Origin of the sequence: Paraburkholderia sp. GAS41 (assembly GCF_050436545.1) — a bacterium.
In the GTDB taxonomy this organism is placed as follows: domain Bacteria; phylum Pseudomonadota; class Gammaproteobacteria; order Burkholderiales; family Burkholderiaceae; genus Paraburkholderia.
Map to the genome: position 1 here is coordinate 131275 of NZ_JBNDMK010000002.1, position 18919 is coordinate 150193.

The window sequence follows — 18919 nt, forward strand, 5'->3', positions numbered from 1 at the left end:
ATGAAAAAGCTGTTGATCGCCGCCGTTGTCGGCGCCTTGTCCTCGACGATGCTGATCGCCGCGACGGACGCTTCTGCTCAAACGGCGTCGGCCACTGCCGCGACCTCGACCCCCGCCAAGAAGGCCACGCCGAAGCGGCCGGCTCCGAAGCGCCTGATCAAGCGCAAGGCTAATCCGGCCAAGGAAGCCAAGGTCGATCCGGTACCGGACGGTGCAGTGAAATGGTCGTGTAACGAAGGCCTGTCGTTCGACCTGAAGGGCGACATGAAGCGCGACCAGATCGTCACGGTTCACTGGGCTAGCAAGAACTACAACCTGCCGCGCGAAACCACCACGACCGGCGCTGACCGTTTCCACGACGCCGCTTCAGGTCTGGACCTGGTCGTGATCCCGAGCAAGGCGATGCTGTTCTCGGACAACGACGGTTCGCGTCTCGCGGACGAGTGCAAGACGGCTGATATGTCGCAAGGCGCACCGGCTCCGACGCAATCGAACGAGCTGATCAAGAACCCGAACAACTAAGTTTCCTTTATCAGGGAAGGCCCCGATGTCCGCTCCGATATCCAACGTACGGCCCGACCCGGACTCAGTCCTGGTCGATATTGCCGATTACGTTCTGGATTTCCCGATCAACAGCACGCTCGCGCTCGAAACCGCGCGAAACTGCCTGATCGATACGCTCGGCTGCGGACTCGAGGCGCTCACCTATCCGGCCTGCACCAAGCTGATGGGACCAATCGTGCCCGGCACGATCGTCCCCAACGGCGCCAGGGTGCCCGGCACGCAGTTTCAGCTGGATCCTGTGCAAGCCGCTTTCAATATCGGCGCCATGATTCGCTGGCTGGACTTCAACGACACCTGGCTCGCCGCCGAATGGGGGCATCCGTCGGATAACCTGGGCGGAATTCTCGCCACGGCCGACTGGCTGTCCCGCAACGCCGTCGCCGCCGGCAAGAAGCCGCTGACGATGAAAGACGTCCTGACCGCCATGGTCAAGGCGCATGAAATTCAGGGTTGTATCGCGCTCGAGAACTCGTTTAACAAAGTCGGGCTCGATCATGTATTGCTCGTCAAGCTCGCCTCGACCGCCGTGGTTGGCCAGATGCTCGGCCTCACGCGCGACGAGCTGATCAACGCCGTCTCGCAGGCGTTGGTGGATGGCCAGGCGCTGCGTACCTACCGTCACGCGCCGAACACCGGCTCGCGCAAGTCGTGGGCCGCGGGCGACGCCACCTCGCGCGCCGTGCGACTCGCGCTGATCGCGAAGACCGGCGAGATGGGCTACCCGTCGGTGCTGACCGCGAAGACGTGGGGCTTCTACGACGTGCTGTTCAACGGCAACGCCTTCAGGTTCCAGCGCCCGTACGGCACCTACGTGATGGAAAACGTGCTGTTCAAGATATCGTTTCCGGCCGAATTCCACTCGCAAACGGCGGTGGAAGCGGCCATGGCGCTGCATGCGCAACTGCGCGCAGCGGGCAAGACCGTGGCGGACATCAGCAAGATTACGATTCGCACGCACGAAGCGGCGATCCGCATCATCGACAAGCAAGGCCCGCTGAACAACCCCGCCGACCGCGACCACTGCATCCAGTACATGATCGCGGTGCCGCTGATTTACGGCCGCCTGACGGCCGCGGATTACGAAGATTCCGTCGCGCAGGATCCGCGCATCGACGCGCTGCGCGACACGATGAGCTGCGTGGAAGATCCGCAGTTCACCCAGGATTATCACGATCCGGAGAAGCGTTCGATCGCCAATGCACTGACGGTCGAATTCAACGACGGATCGACATTCGACGAGGTAGTGGTCGAATACCCGATCGGACACAAGCGCCGCCGTGCAGACGGCATCCCGTTGTTGGTCGAGAAGTTCAAGACCAACCTCGCGCGCAGGTTTCCGGTCAAGCAGCAACAGGCGATTCTCGATGTGTCGCTGGATCAGGCAAGGCTCGAAGCCATGCCGGTCAATGAATACGTCGATCTGTATGTCATCTAGTTCAGTACTGTAGTTCCGCGATCAAACCAAGGAAAACACCATGGCCCACAACCTCCACAAAACGCTCAAGGAATTCGACAGCGGTTCCGGCAAAGGCAAGTTTTATTCGCTGCCGCAACTCGGCAAGGCACTGAACATCAAGATCGACCGCCTGCCGGTTTCGATCCGTATCGTGCTGGAGTCGGTGCTGCGTAATTACGACGGCAAGAAGATCGCCGAAGAACACATCACGCAACTGGCAAACTGGAAGCCGACCGCATCGCGCGTCGACGAAATCCCGTTCGTCGTGTCGCGCGTCGTGCTGCAGGACTTTACCGGCGTGCCTCTGCTCGCCGACATCGCAGCCATGCGCGGTGTCGCGCAACGCGCCGGCAAGAACCCGAAGTCGATCGAACCGCTGGTCCCGGTTGATCTGGTGGTCGACCACTCGGTGCAGATCGATTACTTCCGTCAGAAAGATGCACTCGACCTGAACATGAAACTGGAATTTCAGCGCAACAACGAGCGCTACCAGTTCATGAAGTGGGGCATGCAGGCGTTCGACACGTTCAAGGTCGTGCCGCCGGGCGTCGGCATCGTTCACCAGGTGAACCTCGAGTACCTCGCTCGCGGCGTGCACAAGAAGGCCGACGGCAGCGACACTGTGTACTACCCGGACACGCTGGTCGGCACGGACAGCCACACCACCATGATCAACGGCATTGGCGTGGTGGGCTGGGGCGTGGGCGGCATCGAAGCGGAAGCGGGCATGCTCGGCCAGCCGGTGTACTTCCTGACACCGGACGTGGTGGGCGTCGAACTGAAGGGCAAGCTGCGCGAAGGCCTGACGGCAACCGACCTCGTCCTGACCGTGACCGAACTGCTGCGTAAAGAGAAGGTGGTCGGCAAGTTCGTGGAATTCTTCGGCGAAGGCACGCGTACGCTGTCGCTGCCGGACCGCGCGACGATCGGTAACATGGCACCGGAATACGGCGCAACCATGGGCTTCTTCCCGGTCGACGAAAAGACCATTGATTACTTCAAGGGTACGGGCCGCACCGACGCAGAAATTGCCGCGTTCGAAAACTATTTCAAGGCGCAAGGTCTGTTCGGCGTGCCGAAGGCCGGCGAAATCGACTACACCAAGGTCGTCAAGCTCGATCTCGGCACGGTGACGCCGTCGCTGGCAGGTCCGAAGCGCCCGCAAGACCGTATCGAAATCGGTCACGTGAAATCGACCTTCGGTGACCTGTTCTCGAAGCCGGTCGGCGAAAACGGCTTTGCGAAGAAGGCTGCGGATCTGGACGCGCAATACACGACGACGAACGGCGTGAACGTGAAGAACGGCGACATCCTGATCGCCGCCATCACGTCGTGCACGAACACGTCGAACCCGAGCGTGCTGCTGGCCGCCGGTTTGCTGGCGAAGAAGGCGGTGGAAGCTGGCCTGACGGTCGCGCCGCACATCAAAACGTCGTTGGCTCCGGGATCGCGTATCGTCACCGAGTACCTGACGAAGACCGGCCTGCTGCCGTTCCTGTCGAAGCTTGGCTTCGAACTGGCGGCCTATGGTTGCACCACCTGTATCGGTAACGCCGGCGATCTGACGCCGGAGTTGAACGAAGCGATCACGAAGAACGACATCGTCGCGGCGGCTGTGCTGTCGGGCAACCGTAACTTCGAAGCGCGTATCCACCCGAACATTCGCGCCAACTTCCTGGCGTCGCCGCCGCTGGTTGTGGCCTACGCCATTGCGGGCAACATCACGCGCGATCTGATGACCGAGCCGGTCGGCAAGGGCAAGGGCGGCAAGGACATCTACCTGGGCGACATCTGGCCGACCAGCGAAGAAGTCAACGAACTGCTCAAGTTCGCGCTGGACGCAGAAGCGTTCCGCAAGAACTACGCACAGCTCACGAAGAAGGGTGACCTGTGGAGCAAGATTGAAGGCGAAGAAGGTCAGGTGTACGACTGGCCGAAGTCGACCTACATCGCAGAGCCGCCGTTCTTCGGCAATGACTTCTCGATGACGCCGGCTGACAGCATTGCTGCGGTCAAAAACGCGCGTGCACTGGGCATCTTCGGTGACTCGGTGACGACCGACCACATCAGCCCGGCAGGCTCGATCAAGGAAGACTCGCCGGCAGGCAAGTGGCTGAAGGCAAACGGCGTGCAGAAGGCCGACTTCAACAGCTACGGCTCGCGTCGCGGCAACCACGACGTGATGATGCGCGGCACCTTCGCTAACGTCCGGATCAAGAACCTGATGATCCCGGCGAAGGCAGACGGCACGCGTGTTGAAGGCGGCCTGACGATTCACCAGCCGAGCGGCGAGCAAGAGTCGATCTATGACGCAGCGATGAAGTACATCGACGCGGGTACGCCGACGGTGGTGTTTGCTGGCGAAGAGTACGGTACGGGTTCGTCGCGCGATTGGGCTGCCAAGGGTACGCAACTGCTGGGCGTGAAGGCCGTGGTTGCCCGTAGCTTCGAGCGGATCCACCGTTCAAACCTGGTCGGTATGGGCGTGTTGCCGCTGCAGTTCAAGGGCTCGGATAGTGTGCAATCCCTGGGTATCACCGGCGAAGAAACCTACGACATCGAAGGCCTTGGCGCAGACTTCAAGCCGCAACAGGAAGTGACGCTGGTGATTCGTGGCAAGGACGGCAAGGAAAAGCGTGTCGCCGTGCTGCTGCGTATCGATACGCCGATTGAAGTGGACTACTACAAGCACGGCGGCATTCTGCCGTTCGTGCTGCGTTCGCTGCTGGCTGCTTAAGGCTGGTGATTGCGCAAACGTAAAGCCAAGCTGTTTTGCAAGTGCTGCGTCCTTGTATAAAGGACGCAGCCGATTTGAGAGCCCGACTTTGGTCGGGCTTTTTTTGTGTATTGCGCGGGCAGGATTGCTGACGGGGTCCAACTGTCCCGCGCGCATCTACGCGGGTTCGTTACTGCGTGGCCCGATCCGTGTGGAAACTGGCGGGATCGTCGGTGATGCGGCGCTGCGTCATGCGGTCGTTCCAGCTGTTGTCAACCGGCGTTGCTGCGCGCATGGCCGGTGCCGAACGGTGCTGCCGGTCAGCCCAGCTCAACCATGGCATGTCGTCCGTGGACCGCTCACTATGCGAGCGTGCTGCACTCGCGCTCCACTCGGGCTGCATCGAAGCCTCTGGAGACGTCGCGGGACGAACTGCCCGGTTCAAGGCCACACGTTCGTTCACGTGAGCCTCGCTAAGGCTCGCTACCTTGACTCGTTTCGTCGTCTTTGCCGCCTGCGCTACCGTAACCTCGCCGCGCACTGCCGGTCGCACACTTTGCTTGGGCAAGGCGGGCGTGCTGTACGTTGGGGCCGCGAAGGATGGAGACGCGCTCTGTGCGACCTGTACCGACTCAGCCGCAAGCGACCGCACCACTTGCGTGTCTTGCGGACGCTCGGTCGCCGACGCCTGTTTGGTTTGAGCAATCTGCTTCGACTCAACAGGAGACAACGACGGGACTTGCGTAGCGCCCGGTAACGCGGCTTCCTCAGGAGACGCTGACGCGACCTGGCTGAGCGACGCCACGGGAGGTGCTTCCGCGTTCGCAGGCTTTACCGGAGTATCACTCGGCTCAACCGATACGATCTGCGCGGGCGAGTCCTCGACCGCGACGGTCGTTTGCGCATCTGCAGCGACCGGTTTAACTACCGGCTTCGGTCGATCACCGCCAACACTCGCGGCAGACAAAACCGTCGGTGCCACGGCCCCGCCTTTAGCCTTCTCCGCGTCCTTCATCGAGCATGTCACCAGCAACCACGTCAGCGCGATAGTGCAACCGGCGAAGATGGTCGCCGCCAGAACGTGATCCGAACGCGACGAACGCGGACGGACTTTCCCCATTTCCAGATAGCGTTTGGCTTCCGCCATCCAGGCATCAAAGTCCTGCGTCACTGCGCGTTGCGGCGGCACCTTGTAAAACAACACGTGCTTCACGCCCGGAGGAAAACGGCTGGGCCGCATCGTTTTAGGGGTTTGACGCACGGCGCGCTGCACGGCGTCGTGCATACGATTCCGGCGCGCTCCAAACGGAGGTGGCAAACCATCAAACGGCCGTGGCAGCGGAATCGTCAGATCGCCCTCGATCAAGGCTAGCGGTCGAGTCGTCACGAGCTACTCCGGTCGGTTTCGATCGCTGTGTCGAGTTGCTTCATCAGCACTTTCATACGCTCGCAGAGCGCGTCGATTGCGCGCCCTTCCAGTGCGGGTTGAGCCACACTGGCTCGCCGAAGTGCTTCCATCAAACTACCCGCACCGACCAGGCCGACGGCGCCGCTCAGTCGGTGCAGCGAAGCCCGCAATCCGCTCGTGTCATGACGGCGACGCAACGCATGCATTTGCTCGAGATCCTCGAGCATTGACTGGCGCCAGGCGCGTATGAACGTGTGGAGATCGATACCCTCGTTCGACAGTGCGTCGAGATAGTTGCGGTCGAATGCTTCGACTTGAGCGCCAATTGGGCTTTCCGCCGGCTTTGCAGCGCTCAATTGCCGAAAAGTGTGATCGTTGAATTGAGCCGGTTCGACCGATGGTTGCGCAAGCTGGATAGGGTGCGGTGCAGCGAAGGCTCGCTTCGGAGCGATGCGCGCGCGGCACCATCCGCCGAGCCGGACGACCGTCAGAGCCGCAAGCGCGCACAGCAACGCGAACAATGCGTGCCACGTAGTATTGGCATGACGCTCGCCTTGCGCGATTCCATCCTGCACCAGGCCGTTTTCGCTCGCGGAAAGCGCATCCAAAGCATCGGCAGGGATGCCCCTTGTGCGGCGAGAAAGCCTGTCGACAGAGCGATCGCGTGCAACCACCGCGTCGCGCGCGGCTAACGCTGCAACCGGGCGCAGATCGATCTCGAAGTGTGCTTGAGTCTTCCCGACCCCTGCTGGCGCAGCATCGGCGCACGGAAAAAAAATGCATAGCAATATGAATGCAACGATGCTGCCAAGCAAGATTGCAAAGCGAATCGAGGCCGCACGCGCCGAGTGAGAAAACCGGCGTGAGCGATGCTGCGCGAGCACCCTAATACTGGGCGGACCCATCATGTCCATTCTTGGTTTAACTCAGTCGATCAGTTTTTGCAGTGATGCAAATTCAATTAGCGCGGCGAGCGAACCCAAACCAAGCTTCTCCTGAATACGGCCCTTGTATGTGCTAACCGTTTTATCACTCATGAACAGCGCATCACCGATTGTTTTATTCGACATCCCTTTCGATAGCATCTGCAGGATCATCAGTTCCTTATCGGAGAGCAGCTTGAGCTTATCCTCTTCTTCCGTGAGATCACCCGCTGCCCCCATTCCCGCGCCTCCGGAGTTAATTGGGAATACGGTGTAACCCGCCATCACGGCTTCGACGCCGCGCATGATCTCCTTCATATCCTGAGACTTACCCACGAAACCCTGGGCCCCCGAGCGCATGGCGCGCGGCGCGAAAGTCGCCGGATCCTGGCCGGATAGAATCAGCACGCGCATAGACGCATGAGCCAGCTTCAGACGCGGGATAACCTCGAGTCCGTTGATACGCGGAATATCGAGATCAAGGATGGCAAGATCCGGCATGTTTTGACGCGCCATCTCGACTGCAGTCTGACCATTCTCCGCCTCCAGGATTTCGCTAACACCAAGCAGTTGCAGCAAATGCGTCTTGATGACCAGCCGGAACGCGGGGTGGTCGTCGATAATCAGAACAGTAGTCATTGAGTTGTTATCCTAATTAATTATTTTCAATCTATGAAATTGTGTCGTGTATCAACCGTGCCCAACGTCATACCGGTTGACGTGCCGTGCGATTCGCCTGCGAAATGCGCGTCGCGTTAGTTTCCGATCAACCCGCGTCACGCAGAAAATCTATCTCGACGCGTCGGTTCGGTCCGAGACATGCCACCAGTTCGTCATGCTGCGCTTGCGTGCATTCCACCAGTGCGTTCGCTTTACCGCGTCCCGTCACGGTGATCGGCAATGTCACCCCACGTTTGATCAGATAGTCTTTCACGGTCAACGCACGTTGCAGCGACAGTTTCTCGTTGTAGGCATCACCGCCCAAACGGTCCGTGTAGCCGCTGATGTTCAATTGACGAATGCCCTTGGCCTGCTGCAAGCCGGCAACCACCGCGTTCAGTTGTGCTTTTCCGCCCGGCAGCAGCGCGGACACATCGCCCCCGTTGAAGCGGAACGCCGAGTCGGCTCGCAGTGTGATGCGCGGCGCCGCAGCAGCCGTTGGTGCCGGAAGGGGCGAGTTCGGCACCGCACATTGAAGCGCCGCTTCTGCCGACAGGCGCAAGTTCCCCTGAATACCCGGGATCGCCTTCTCCGCAACTGAAAAATTGCGCGTCCATGCGTGGTGGCCCGCCAGCATCAGTTCAACTTCGGCGCAGGCGAGCGGTGCTTGTGCGTCCGGGCAGCGGGCAGTGGCGGGATCGCTCTTGATGACGTTGACGATCTTCCACAAGTCCGGGCGGACCGTCGATACAGTTCGCAACTCTGGATTGGCAGCAGACAGGGTTGTGTTGTTTTCCAGCCCAATGGTGATCATGGCGGCCTGGCCGATCGCTTCCTCGACGAAACCCCACTGATCGTGCGCGTCCCATTCGGCTTTCCCCGCGTCGATCCAGCATTGAGCTTTCGTGTGGAAATAGCTGTTCGTGTCGCCCGGCAGTTTGTCGAGCCGCTGTTGAAGCACGGCGAGGGCATCCCCGCCGCTCGTGATGGATGCGTAGGTACTCAGCCATTGCGGCGTAACTGCACCGGAGGCTGTGTCCTGGGCTGCTCCGATACCGGTCTTGAGAATGGTGGAGTCTTCAATGCCTAGCTGGTCTCTTCCTGCCTGACTTGCGCAGCCTGTTAGAGCTAGTGCAGCCGCCACAATTGTTAGCTGAAAATTCATCGGTTCCCTGCGTTGAAACGCATTTGTTCTGTAAGAAGCAGGGAGTATGGAGGCATGCCTTTAGGCATGAAATGGGAAAACTCTTATAGTCTCGCCGGACGGGCGGTGCCGACCCAAATGGTCTATTCGAACGGTCGATTCGAGCGGGCGCGTCAACCCAGTTCGCGCCACGCCCGTCTTTCACTTCAACCCGAAATCCACCCGCGTCGTCGCGCCCTTGTCTTTGATGCCGTCGGCATCCAGCTTCGGTGCAACGATAAAGACCCGGCTGCTATCGATCTTCCCGTCGAAGTACTGTTGCACGCTCTGCGCCCGCTCCTGCGCGAGGTCGCGATAACTGGCGTCGTTGATCGGCGCATGTTCCGCCAGCGCGCTCTTCATGTCCTCGTCCGGCAAGCTCTTGGTCAGGCCCACGAAATTACGTGGCTTCTTGAAGTCTGCATCCTTATAAGCCTTCGTCAGGTACTTGCTGTAATCCTTGGGATCAAGCGTGACGGTCGACAGGTCGACGCTCGCGCCGTTGCCAACCATGTCCTTGATCTTCTCCTGCTTGACCAGACCGTCCACATACGCCTGACGCAGGGCCGGCTCATCCACCTTCGGATCGGCGCGCCCGATCACGTCGATGCGAATCGACGATTTGTCCGCCAGCGCCTTGGCAATCGTGTCGAGTTTCGTGTCGGCGGCATCCGAAAGTTTCGCGGAACCAGGTTCGAATTCGACGTAGCCCATTTCCTCGCCACCCCCGCCAAACGCGTTCGCCAGCAGCGAGAACGGCGCGGTCACGGCCTTTTCCAACAGATTCAGCACCGCATGCCAGATCAACCCGCCAATGCTGAATTCGGGATTCGACAACGACCCAGACACCGGAATATTCACATCGATCTCACCCTTCGAATTCTTCAGTAGCGAGATCGCAAAACGCACCGGCAGCTTGGTCGCCGTGTCATTTTCCACGTGATCGCCGAACGTCAGTTGATCGATGAAGATGTGATTGTTCGCGCTCAACTGGTCGTTATCGAGCTTGTAGTGCAGATCGACGTTGAGTTTGCCCTTCGTGATTGGATAGCCCGCGTACTTCGCGGAATAAGGGGTGAGATTGGTCAATTCGATGTCGTGAGCGCTCGCCGTCAAGTCGAGCGCCGGCTTGGCGATCAGCGGGTTGACGGTGCCCTTGATCGAAAGCGGCCCGTTTGCTGCGAGTTTGGCCGCGACATCCACCGGTGCGGAGGTGGTCGATTGCGTGCCGAACGCACCAATCGTCCCCTGAATGCCCACCAGGTTGGCCGTGAAATTCGGCTTGATGAAGTTATCCGTGTACGTCACGCGGCCCTGCTGTAGCAACAGCTGACCGAAGTGCAACCTCACTGGACTGGACGGCGGCCCCGCGGCGGTGACCGTCCCCGAAGCAGCGGCGGCTGACGCCGCCTTCGGCGTCGACGCCCTTGTGGGGGGTTCCACAACACTCGCCGTCACGGGAGCCGAGGCCTGGGCCGTCGGTTCCGCCCCGACACTTCGAGTCCCCGGCGTCAACGGCACCGGCTCAGTCGAACTCTTGCTGCGTGTCAGAGATTGCGGCGCACCGCTCTCATGCGCGACAACGTCTGTCAGATTCAGCTTGCCCTGCGCATTCAGCAGCACGCGGCCGTAGAAGTTGGAAAAGGTCACGCGTGCGGCATCCACGTCGGTCCCATGCTCGTCATACGTGGCCTTCAGATTCGTCAATGCTAGCGAGCCCCATCCCGCGAACGAGTCCGAGGTTGCCTTATCGAGCATGCGAACGTCCACCAACGCCGCGTTGCCGCGATACGAGACCTGCAGCGCTTTCGACGCCTGCGAGAGCGCCACGTCGCCCTTCATGTTCAGCATCGCGCTGGCAATCGTCGCGTTGAGCGCGCCGCCGAAATACGGTTCGAACGCCGCCGCGTCGAGCCGGTTCGCCTCCACTTTCAGCGCGAGTTTGAGCGGCGTCGCGGTGACGTCGCCGGTTACGCCGAGCGTGCCTTTGCGATTGAGCGTGGCCTGCAGATCGATCGGCAATGGCCGGCTCAGATCGTCACTGATCTGCTGCACCTTTAGTTGCAGTGGCGAGAGGTTGAGTTTGACCGGACGCGGCGTCGCGTTGTCGGTGAAATTGGCGGTTGCATCCTTCAGACTCAGTTCGCCGATTTTGTAGTGCCATGCGGGCCCCTGTTCCTGCGCCTGCTTGACCGCATGGATGGCCGTGCGTTGCTGCGCCTTCTGATGCGGCCCGGCAAGCGCTGCGAGGTCGATGCTGCCGTCCTTCAGACGCTGCGCATCGATGACGAGGCCGGTGGCGTCGATCCCCGTGATGTCCGCATTGCGCCCCGACACGTCCACCGCCTTCACGCTCACCTGCCCCTGCTCGAGCGCGACGACCGTCGCCTTGCTGTCCTGAGCTGCCAGCTTCAGTGATCGCAGGTCCAGTTGGCTTTCGCCGACCTGGATATCCGGCGGCGATCTGGACCAGTTCGCGCTGAGATTGACCGTGGCGGAAAGCGCGCCATCGGTCACCTGCCCGGCCGTCATGCTGTCGAGATACGGCTGCAACACCGGCAACGTCAAAGACTTGAGGTCGATCTTCGCGTCCGCGCGCTTCGCCACGAGGCCCAATGACCCGGCCGCGTCGAGCGAGCCGGAGTTGTCCTTGAATTGCGTGCTGACGGTGTAGCGCGCCGGCGCGGGTGCAACCGTCGAGAAGTCGGCGAGCGAAACCGCCAGACTCTTCATACCCAGCGCGACCGGCCTCGACGCGGCGTTATCCTGAACGTTGACGGTGCCGTCGTTCAGCGCAAAGCGTTTGATGGCCAGATCGAGCGGCGCCGGCGCCCTGGCAGAACCTGCCGCCGCCGACGCGGCCTCTGGCGCGCTAGCCGCGCCGCTCGCGGGCGCCGCCGCACTTGCCGATGCCGCTTCGCTGGCGGGCTCCGGCGCCGCAGCCGGCGCAAACGTGTGTTCGACGCTCAACACGCCGTCCTTGTCACGCGCCAGATTGACCGTAGGCGTGTCGATGCGGATATCGTCGAAGTGATACACGCTCTTCAGCGGTTCAAGCGTCGCCGCTGCGACATGAAGCGCGTGCGCCGTGAAGAACGGTTGCTTGTTCTCGTCGATCACATCGACGTCGTTCAGATCGACCGTCCCCGTCACGCGTAACGACGGCGAGTTATCGGTCATGACGAAATTGAGCTTGAGATCGGTCGACAGCGTGGCCGTCTGGACGGTCACCGGCAGCTTGGTCGGCGCATACGACAGGATATGCGGCACATCCAGCCCGTCGAAACGCAGCGACACTTCCGACTCGCGTGACGCGGCAAACGGCTTGGTCTTGCCGTCGATGGCGAGCGGACTGCCGTCGATCCGCGCTCGCAGCAGCGGTTCAACGAAGATGTCCGTCTTGGACGGCAGCGTTGCGATAAACGGAATGCCGAGTTTCCACTGATCGATGACATGTTTCACGCCGAGCAGACGGTCGTCGAACGTAATCTGGCCGTTTTCGAGCCGGATGTTCGAGACGGAAAACAGCGTGGGTTTGCTGTCCGGTTTGGACGGCTGCTTCGCGAATTTCTCGATCAGATCCGTGAAATTAAAGCGCTGCGCGTCATAGCGAACGATATTGAAGCGCGGCGAATCCACCTGTACTTCGTCGACAATTGGCGCACCGCGAAACAGCGAGCTCCATGAAGGCTGCAAGATCAGCCGGGAGATATCGATGAAATCGCCCTCGCCGCCGCGCTCGCCGATATGGATGCGATCGGCTTCGAACCGGAGTGTGTAGGGATTGAGCGCGATACGGCCAATCGTGGCGGGCCGGTCGAGTTGCTGACTGAGTTGCTGCTCGGCGATATGGCGTATCAACGGCGGCGCCGCGAAAAAGCCAAGCAGACCGAACACGACCAAGAAGATCAGCAGGCCGATTACCACACGGCGTGTACGACGCGCCTGCGCGACACCGCGCACGGCTTGCAGGGAAGACGACAGGGTTGCTTTATTGAGGCTTGCCATGCTCGATCGTGAGTGATGCGGCGGCAAGCCCGCCGCAATAACTAGAGTCTTGCCTCGGGCAAGTATATGTCTTGAGGCGTGCGCGGGATAGGAATGTAAGGCGAAAGCAAACAATCACCCGAGGCGCATGAACTTCGTGTGACACGTGTGAGGTCACACGTTTTGTGACGCTTGCTGCAACGCCGCGAACCCGCGTTGCAGGTTCAGAAACAATATCGGGAGGGCGTGTGCGTCGCGCTCGCGCGACGCACACGCTGCTTGATCGACTGCCTTATTGACGCACGACGGCCGGCGGTTGCCAGCTGCCATCAGTGGCTTGCGGTTTCGGAGCGTACAGGCGCAGCACGAGCTGGAGGTCGGTACGCGGCGCCGGCAGCCAGTTCGCCGCACGCACCCGCGCCGATGACACCGTCACGTCGAGCGACCCGTCACGGTTGCGACGCGCGCCGTTGCGATCGCCGACGGCGAGCCGAGCCGGGGCACTGTCGCCGAGCGCGCCTTCCTTCGTATAGGCGCTGATCGTCCAGAAGCCCCGTACCGGCGGCAACTGGTTCGCCGCGAAATGGATCACATAGCGGTTCGCGCCGTTCAGTGCGTGGCCGTCGCTATCCAGCGTGACAGTGGCGCGTACTTCATCGTCCTTTGTGCCAATACCCGGTTGCCGGTACGCCGCATAGGCACGCAGCGCGTAGTCGGGTCCGTAGTTGCCGACGCCGTCGCCGAACCAGCTCCAGCCGTTGACACTCAGCAGATTGGACGGCGGCGCGGCGACACGGTCGCGGCCATCGGACATGCCTGCGGCAATTGCGTCGCTGGCGTCTGGCAGTTTGACCGGCTCGCCCGGCTTCACACCAAGGTCAGCAAGAATCTTCAAGGCATGCGGATCGTCCGGTACGGGCGGGTTGTCCTGCAAACCCTCGGCCAGCCGGCTGAAGAAGCCGTTCGCGTCGAGCGCGGCCACCTGGGCGGCCGGCGAGCCCGATGCCGCCAACGCCGCAGCCGCGGTGGCGTTACCGCCCGGCGCGATCGACGCCGACCGCGCATCGCTCGTGTAGACGCTCAGCGACACGAGGCGAACCCCGCGTTGAAGCTTGCGGATCGCGGTCACATCGCGCCCGGCGTTCGACTGGATGCGCACCGTGATCCACGCGTTGCGGGTCGGCACGACGACGCGTTTGACATTCTTCGGCAAGTCGCCCTGCCAGCCGGGACCCACGAAGGCCACCGCCTGCTCCTTGATGTCGTTGGCACGTGGCCCGGTTTGCGCGCTGGTCGACCAGACCACGTTGGTCCACATATCGAGTGCGCGTGCGTCGACATACCGGCCGTGCGAATCGGGCAGGGAAAGAACGACCGGCTCGGCGCCAAGATCAAGCCAGCCGCTCGAATCGAACGTGTCGAGACCTGGCGTGGGCGGATTGGCCGAACCCACCGGCGGCAACGCCTGAGTGTGGCGCAAGGTATTGAGCGGCGCCTGGCCCGGCTCGGTGCCGACAGCAGCGTCGCGCGCCGCTTCCATCCGCACGAGCGGGTAGCCGAACACGTAAGAATCGGCCACCTCGTCCTTGATCCAGCCGGTTGGCCTGGGTGAGTAGACCGGTGTCGAAGCACAGCCGGCGAGGAAGGCGAGGCCTGCGAGCGAGGCGCAGGTCCAATGAAGCGAAAACAGTTCTCGGCGAGTTTTTATCATTCGTTCAGGTGGCAAGAACGTACGGTCCAGGGAAATGCGTCGGTCAGCAGCTCTGCCCGCGTGGTTCCCCAGCCCACCGCGAACGCGCCGCCTTTCTCGATCCCGACAAACAACGGGTTGTATCGTATCCTTGACAGCCAGCAAGCGCAAAGCTGCAACCGCACCTTTCGCACGACTCACCGCCCTTTCGCATCCGGAGCGCCTCATGTACGTCCCAGCCCAGTTCGAAGAGAACCGTCCCGAGGTTCTGCATCAACTGATCGCCGACCAGCCGTTCGGCACACTCGTGACCACCGGCCCCAACGGTCTCGACGCGAATCATCTGCCGTTCGAATTCGCCGCGGGCAACGGTTCGCTGGGTACCTTGCGGGCTCATGTGGCGCGCGCCAATCCAGTCTGGAAGGAAGTCGCCGAGCGGCCGGACACGCTCGTGATCTTCCAGGGACCGGCTGCCTATATTTCCCCGTCGTGGTATCCAAGCAAACACGAGACCCACCGCCAGGTGCCGACCTACAACTACATGGTGGTTCACGCGCACGGCAAGATCGTCGTGCATGACGACGAAACCTTTCTGCGCGGTCTCGTCGCACGGCTTACCCGCACCATGGAGGCCAATGAGCCGAAGCCGTGGAAGATGGGTGACGCGCCAGCCGACTACATTTCGCAGATGCTGGGCGCGATCGTTGGCCTGGAGATTGAAGTGACGCGTCTGGTCGGTAAATGGAAGCTGGGCCAGAACAAGGAAGCCGGCGACCGGCGCGGTGCAGCCGAAGCATTGCTGGCAAGCGGCAGTGAAGTGCAGGAAGCCGTGGCCGAGGCCATGCTGAATGCGCCGCCGGCGTTTTGAATGCTTTTGAACGCGAGTTATGCGTGCTCCGGCTCTACGGTGACGCTGGATGGCCCGGGGTCTGATCTGGCTCTAACAGAAATTGCATGAGTCCTTGACCTTCCCATCGTGGGAAGGTGAATACTGGGACTCATGATGCGGCCACCTGCCGCCTTGAGCCCACCTCACCATGACCGACCTCTCCACTCCCAAGCACGCGGCGCAGGCCAGCGCGGAACTCGATATCAGCGGGATGACGTGTGCGTCCTGTGCCATGCGCGTCGAAAAGGCGCTGACGAAGCTGCCCGGCGTCGCCAGCGTATCCGTCAATCTCGCGACCGAAAAGGCGACCGTCAACCTCGCCGATGCCGCCATCGGCATCGACGCGCTGGTTGCTGCGGTCACCAAGGCGGGCTATCAGGCGACGCCCACCGTCGCGGAAACCGCCCCGGATACCGCATCGTCCGAGGCGGAGCGCGCCCACCAGCGAATCCGCCGCGAACTTGCCGCTGTGGTGATCTGCGCCCTGCTGACACTGCCGCTCATGCTGCCGATGGTCAGCGAAGGATTCACCGGCGGCTCCGGCGCGCACGCCATGAGCACGCTGGTGCCCGTCTGGCTGCAGTTTGGGCTCGCGACGCTCGTACAAGTGGTTTTCGGTGCCCGCTTCTACAAGGCTGCGTACCGCGCCGTGCGGGCCGGCGCAAGCAATATGGATTTGCTGGTCGCACTGGGCACCTCAGCCGCCTATGGCATCAGCGTCTATGAACTCATCATGCATCCGGGCGACCCGATGCATCTGTATTTCGAGGCATCGGCGGTGGTAATCACGCTGGTGCGCTTCGGCAAGTGGCTCGAAGGACGCGCCAAACGCCAGACCACCGATGCGATCCGCGCGCTGAACGCGCTGCGGCCCGAGCGGGCGCGCGTGCGCGTCGGCAACGAGGAGCACGAGTTGCCACTGGCGCAGGTCCGCGTCGGCATGATCGTGGTTGTGCGGCCGGGCGAGCGCGTGCCGGTGGACGGCACGCTGCTGGAAGGCCGCACCCACATCGATGAATCGCTGATCACCGGCGAGAGCCTGCCGGTGCCGAAGCAACCGGACGATCCGGTCACCGCCGGTTCGATCAACGGCGAAGGGGTAATTACCGTCACGACGAAAGCGATTGGCGCGGAAACAACGCTCGCCCGGATCATTCGCCTCGTCGAAACGGCCCAGGCCGAGAAGGCGCCGATTCAGCGGCTGGTCGACCGCGTGAGCGAGATTTTCGTGCCCGCGATCCTGGTCATTGCCCTGCTGACGCTGGCCGGCTGGTTGATTACCGGAGCGGGCGCGGAGACCGCCATCCTGGACGCCGTCGCCGTGCTGGTGATTGCCTGCCCGTGCGCGCTCGGTCTCGCGACCCCGGCGGCCATCATGGCCGGGACCGGCGTCGCGGCGCGTCACGGGGTGCTGATCAAGGACGCCGAAGCGCTCGAAATCGCGCACCGGGTCAACGTCGTTGCGTTCGACAAGACGGGGACGCTGACGGTGGGCCAACCCTCACTGACCGCGTTCGAGCCTATCGGAATTGAACGCAGCGCGGCTTTGGCGCTCGCCGCGGTGGTGCAGCGGCAGAGCGATCATCCGCTCGCGCGCGCGGTTGTGAAGGCGTATGAGGATGCCGCAACGCTCGTCAAGGACGACGGCGAAGCCTCTATTCCAGACGACGCGAACGGCTCGGTCGCGATCATGGCTGACCGTTTGACGAACGGCGACGGCGCCACGGCAGCGGCTTCCAGCGCCCATCCGGTAAGCGCCCCTTCCAGCCACACCCTCGCAGCAACGGCCTCCCGCGCGCGCGCCGTGCCGGGCCGCGGTGTCGAAGCGGAGATCGACGGCCAGACGCTGGCAATTGGCAGCACCCGTTGGCTCGACGAACTGGGCGTGGTGCTGTCGCCGGACCTCTCCGCCCGCGCGCAACAACTCGAAAGCGCCGGCAACACGGTCTCGTGGCTGATGCGCCTCGCGAGCCGTGAAACCGGCGCGGCCACACCGCCGGTTGCCCTCGCCTTGCTCGCTTTCGGCGACACGGTAAAGCCAACCGCGCGCGGCGCCATCGAGCGGCTCAAACAAATGGGAATTCGCAGCGTCCTCGTGACCGGCGATAACTACGGCAGCGCGGCCAGCGTGGCGGCCGCGCTCGGCATCGACGAATTTCACGCTCACGTGCTGCCGGAAGACAAGGGCCGCGTCATTCGCGAACTGAAGATCCGCACCGCCGGCATCGTCGCGATGGCAGGCGACGGCATCAACGACGCCCCCGCGCTCGCCGCCGCCGATCTCGGCATCGCGATGGCCACCGGCACCGACGTCGCCATGCATGCGGCCGGCATCACCTTGATGCGGGGCGATCCCGCGCTCGTCGCCGACGCTATCGACCTCTCGCGCCGCACCTGGCGCAAGATCCAGCAGAATCTCTTCTGGGCGTTCGTCTACAACCTGATCGGGATTCCGCTCGCCGCTTTCGGCCTGCTGAATCCGATGCTGGCCGGCGCGGCGATGGCGTTTTCAAGTGTCAGTGTCGTCACCAATGCGCTGTTGTTGCGCACCTGGCGCGGGGCCAGGAACACGCGTTGAGCGGAGCAAGGCTGACTTCTTCAAGGTGGCGCAACGCACCCGCCACCGTGTCGTGTTCGCGAGCGCATTCGCGTTGCAGTCCTCAGAATTCGACATCCAGTTCATCGATTTCGTCCACTTCCTGCTGCGCGTCGGCGATCCACTGCTGCATCTCCGGCAGCGCGAGAATGTGCTGCCCGTATTCGACAATATCCGGGTCGAGCTTGACGTCGTAGGTGACGAAACGGGTCACCACCGGCGCATACATCGCATCCGCGACGCTGCGTTCGCCGAACAGAAACGGGCCGCCGTACTGCTCGAGGCACTCGCGCCAGATGGCGACAATTCTGTCGATATCGGACTGCGCACGGGCCCAGACCTTGAAGCCCGGGAAATGCGCCTTCAGATTCATCGGAAGTGCCGAACGTAGCGAGCCAAAGCCCGAATGCATCTCGCCGCTGATCGCGCGGCAATGCGCGCGTGCGCGCCGGTCTTGCGGCAGCAGTTTGGCCTCGGGCTGCACCTCGTTCAGATATTCGGCAATCGCCAGCGTGTCCCAGACCTTGATGCCGTCATGAAACAGACAGGGCACGAGAATCGATGGCGATAGCAACAGCAATTCCGCGCGTGCGCCGGGGTCGTCGACCGGCATCACGATCTCTTCGAAGGGTAACCCGCTGAACTTCGTCAATAGCCAGCCTCGTAGCGACCACGACGAATAGTTCTTGCTGCTGAGGGTAAGCGTGGTATTCGCCATACGAATCTCCTCCTGGGCATGACGCACGATTGTGGTGGCACATGGGTGCAGGCACGTTCGTGACGCACTGTGTGTCGGGGCCGCCGCATGCACGCTCTCGTGCATCTGCGCACCAGATCGCGGCAAAAC

The 18919-nt window shown here is 62.0% G+C and carries 12 protein-coding genes; 5 read left to right on the plus strand and 7 right to left on the minus strand.

Features of this window, described 5'->3' with window-relative positions:
- From P3T43_RS03745 to acnA, 3 genes are read left to right on the plus strand one after another with little or no spacing between them, the layout of a single operon-like run.
- Positions 1-522: a hypothetical protein gene (locus P3T43_RS03745; protein ID WP_429279695.1), complete on the plus strand. Its 522-nt coding sequence runs from the start codon at positions 1-3 to the stop codon at positions 520-522.
- 25 nt (positions 523-547) lie between these two features.
- Positions 548-1999: a bifunctional 2-methylcitrate dehydratase/aconitate hydratase gene (locus P3T43_RS03750; protein ID WP_429279696.1), complete on the plus strand. Its 1452-nt coding sequence runs from the start codon at positions 548-550 to the stop codon at positions 1997-1999.
- A 40-nt stretch (positions 2000-2039) separates the two neighbouring features.
- The gene (acnA, locus tag P3T43_RS03755) at positions 2040-4757 is read left to right on the plus strand and encodes an aconitate hydratase AcnA (RefSeq protein WP_429279697.1); all 2718 of its coding nucleotides are present in this window, start codon (positions 2040-2042) and stop codon (positions 4755-4757) included.
- 169 nt (positions 4758-4926) lie between these two features.
- Here the strand turns inward: acnA and P3T43_RS03760 are convergent, their stop codons facing one another.
- From P3T43_RS03760 to P3T43_RS03785, 6 genes are all read right to left on the minus strand, one after another.
- A complete protein-coding gene (locus tag P3T43_RS03760; protein WP_429279698.1) occupies positions 4927-6123 on the minus strand; it encodes a hypothetical protein in 1197 nt (398 codons plus the stop codon).
- Positions 6120-6752 (minus strand): Hpt domain-containing protein, encoded by a 633-nt coding sequence (locus tag P3T43_RS03765; protein WP_429279699.1) that lies wholly within the window; start codon positions 6750-6752, stop codon positions 6120-6122. The genes P3T43_RS03760 and P3T43_RS03765 overlap by 4 nt, the downstream gene beginning before the upstream one ends.
- A gap of 318 nt (positions 6753-7070) precedes the next feature.
- Positions 7071-7706 (minus strand): response regulator, encoded by a 636-nt coding sequence (locus P3T43_RS03770; RefSeq protein ID WP_429279700.1) that lies wholly within the window; start codon positions 7704-7706, stop codon positions 7071-7073.
- A gap of 127 nt (positions 7707-7833) precedes the next feature.
- A complete protein-coding gene (locus tag P3T43_RS03775) occupies positions 7834-8892 on the minus strand; it encodes an OmpA family protein (protein WP_429279701.1) in 1059 nt (352 codons plus the stop codon).
- Between the two features lie 180 nt (positions 8893-9072).
- Entirely contained in the window at positions 9073-12918 is a 3846-nt protein-coding gene (locus tag P3T43_RS03780; protein ID WP_429279702.1) for a DUF748 domain-containing protein, read from the minus strand.
- Between the two features lie 271 nt (positions 12919-13189).
- Complete coding sequence (locus P3T43_RS03785; RefSeq protein WP_429279703.1) at positions 13190-14608, minus strand: DUF1254 domain-containing protein; 1419 nt, start codon at positions 14606-14608, stop codon at positions 13190-13192.
- Between the two features lie 205 nt (positions 14609-14813).
- On the opposite strand from P3T43_RS03785, the gene P3T43_RS03790 reads away from it, so the two are divergent.
- Complete coding sequence (locus tag P3T43_RS03790) at positions 14814-15455, plus strand: FMN-binding negative transcriptional regulator (protein WP_429279704.1); 642 nt, start codon at positions 14814-14816, stop codon at positions 15453-15455.
- A gap of 169 nt (positions 15456-15624) precedes the next feature.
- Positions 15625-18054 (plus strand): heavy metal translocating P-type ATPase, encoded by a 2430-nt coding sequence (locus P3T43_RS03795; RefSeq protein WP_429279705.1) that lies wholly within the window; start codon positions 15625-15627, stop codon positions 18052-18054.
- Between the two features lie 82 nt (positions 18055-18136).
- Here P3T43_RS03795 and P3T43_RS03800 read toward each other — a convergent pair whose 3' ends face one another.
- Positions 18137-18790 carry a glutathione S-transferase family protein gene (locus P3T43_RS03800; protein WP_429279706.1) on the minus strand — a complete coding sequence of 218 codons (654 nt, stop codon included), beginning with the start codon at positions 18788-18790 and terminating at the stop codon, positions 18137-18139.
- Positions 18791-18919: the final 129 nt, after the last annotated feature.

Excerpts from the sequence above, each read along its gene's own strand:
- P3T43_RS03745 (WP_429279695.1), top strand. The coding sequence starts at position 1 with ATGAAAAAGCTGTTGATCGCCGCCGTTGTCGGCGCCTTGTCCTCGACG.
- P3T43_RS03750 (WP_429279696.1), top strand. The coding sequence starts at position 548 with ATGTCCGCTCCGATATCCAACGTACGGCCCGACCCGGACTCAGTCCTG.
- acnA (WP_429279697.1), top strand. The coding sequence starts at position 2,040 with ATGGCCCACAACCTCCACAAAACGCTCAAGGAATTCGACAGCGGTTCC.
- P3T43_RS03770 (WP_429279700.1), bottom strand. The coding sequence starts at position 7,706 with ATGACTACTGTTCTGATTATCGACGACCACCCCGCGTTCCGGCTGGTC.
- P3T43_RS03775 (WP_429279701.1), bottom strand. The coding sequence starts at position 8,892 with ATGAATTTTCAGCTAACAATTGTGGCGGCTGCACTAGCTCTAACAGGC.
- P3T43_RS03780 (WP_429279702.1), bottom strand. The coding sequence starts at position 12,918 with ATGGCAAGCCTCAATAAAGCAACCCTGTCGTCTTCCCTGCAAGCCGTG.
- P3T43_RS03785 (WP_429279703.1), bottom strand. The coding sequence starts at position 14,608 with ATGATAAAAACTCGCCGAGAACTGTTTTCGCTTCATTGGACCTGCGCC.
- P3T43_RS03790 (WP_429279704.1), top strand. The coding sequence starts at position 14,814 with ATGTACGTCCCAGCCCAGTTCGAAGAGAACCGTCCCGAGGTTCTGCAT.
- P3T43_RS03795 (WP_429279705.1), top strand. The coding sequence starts at position 15,625 with ATGACCGACCTCTCCACTCCCAAGCACGCGGCGCAGGCCAGCGCGGAA.
- P3T43_RS03800 (WP_429279706.1), bottom strand. The coding sequence starts at position 18,790 with ATGGCGAATACCACGCTTACCCTCAGCAGCAAGAACTATTCGTCGTGG.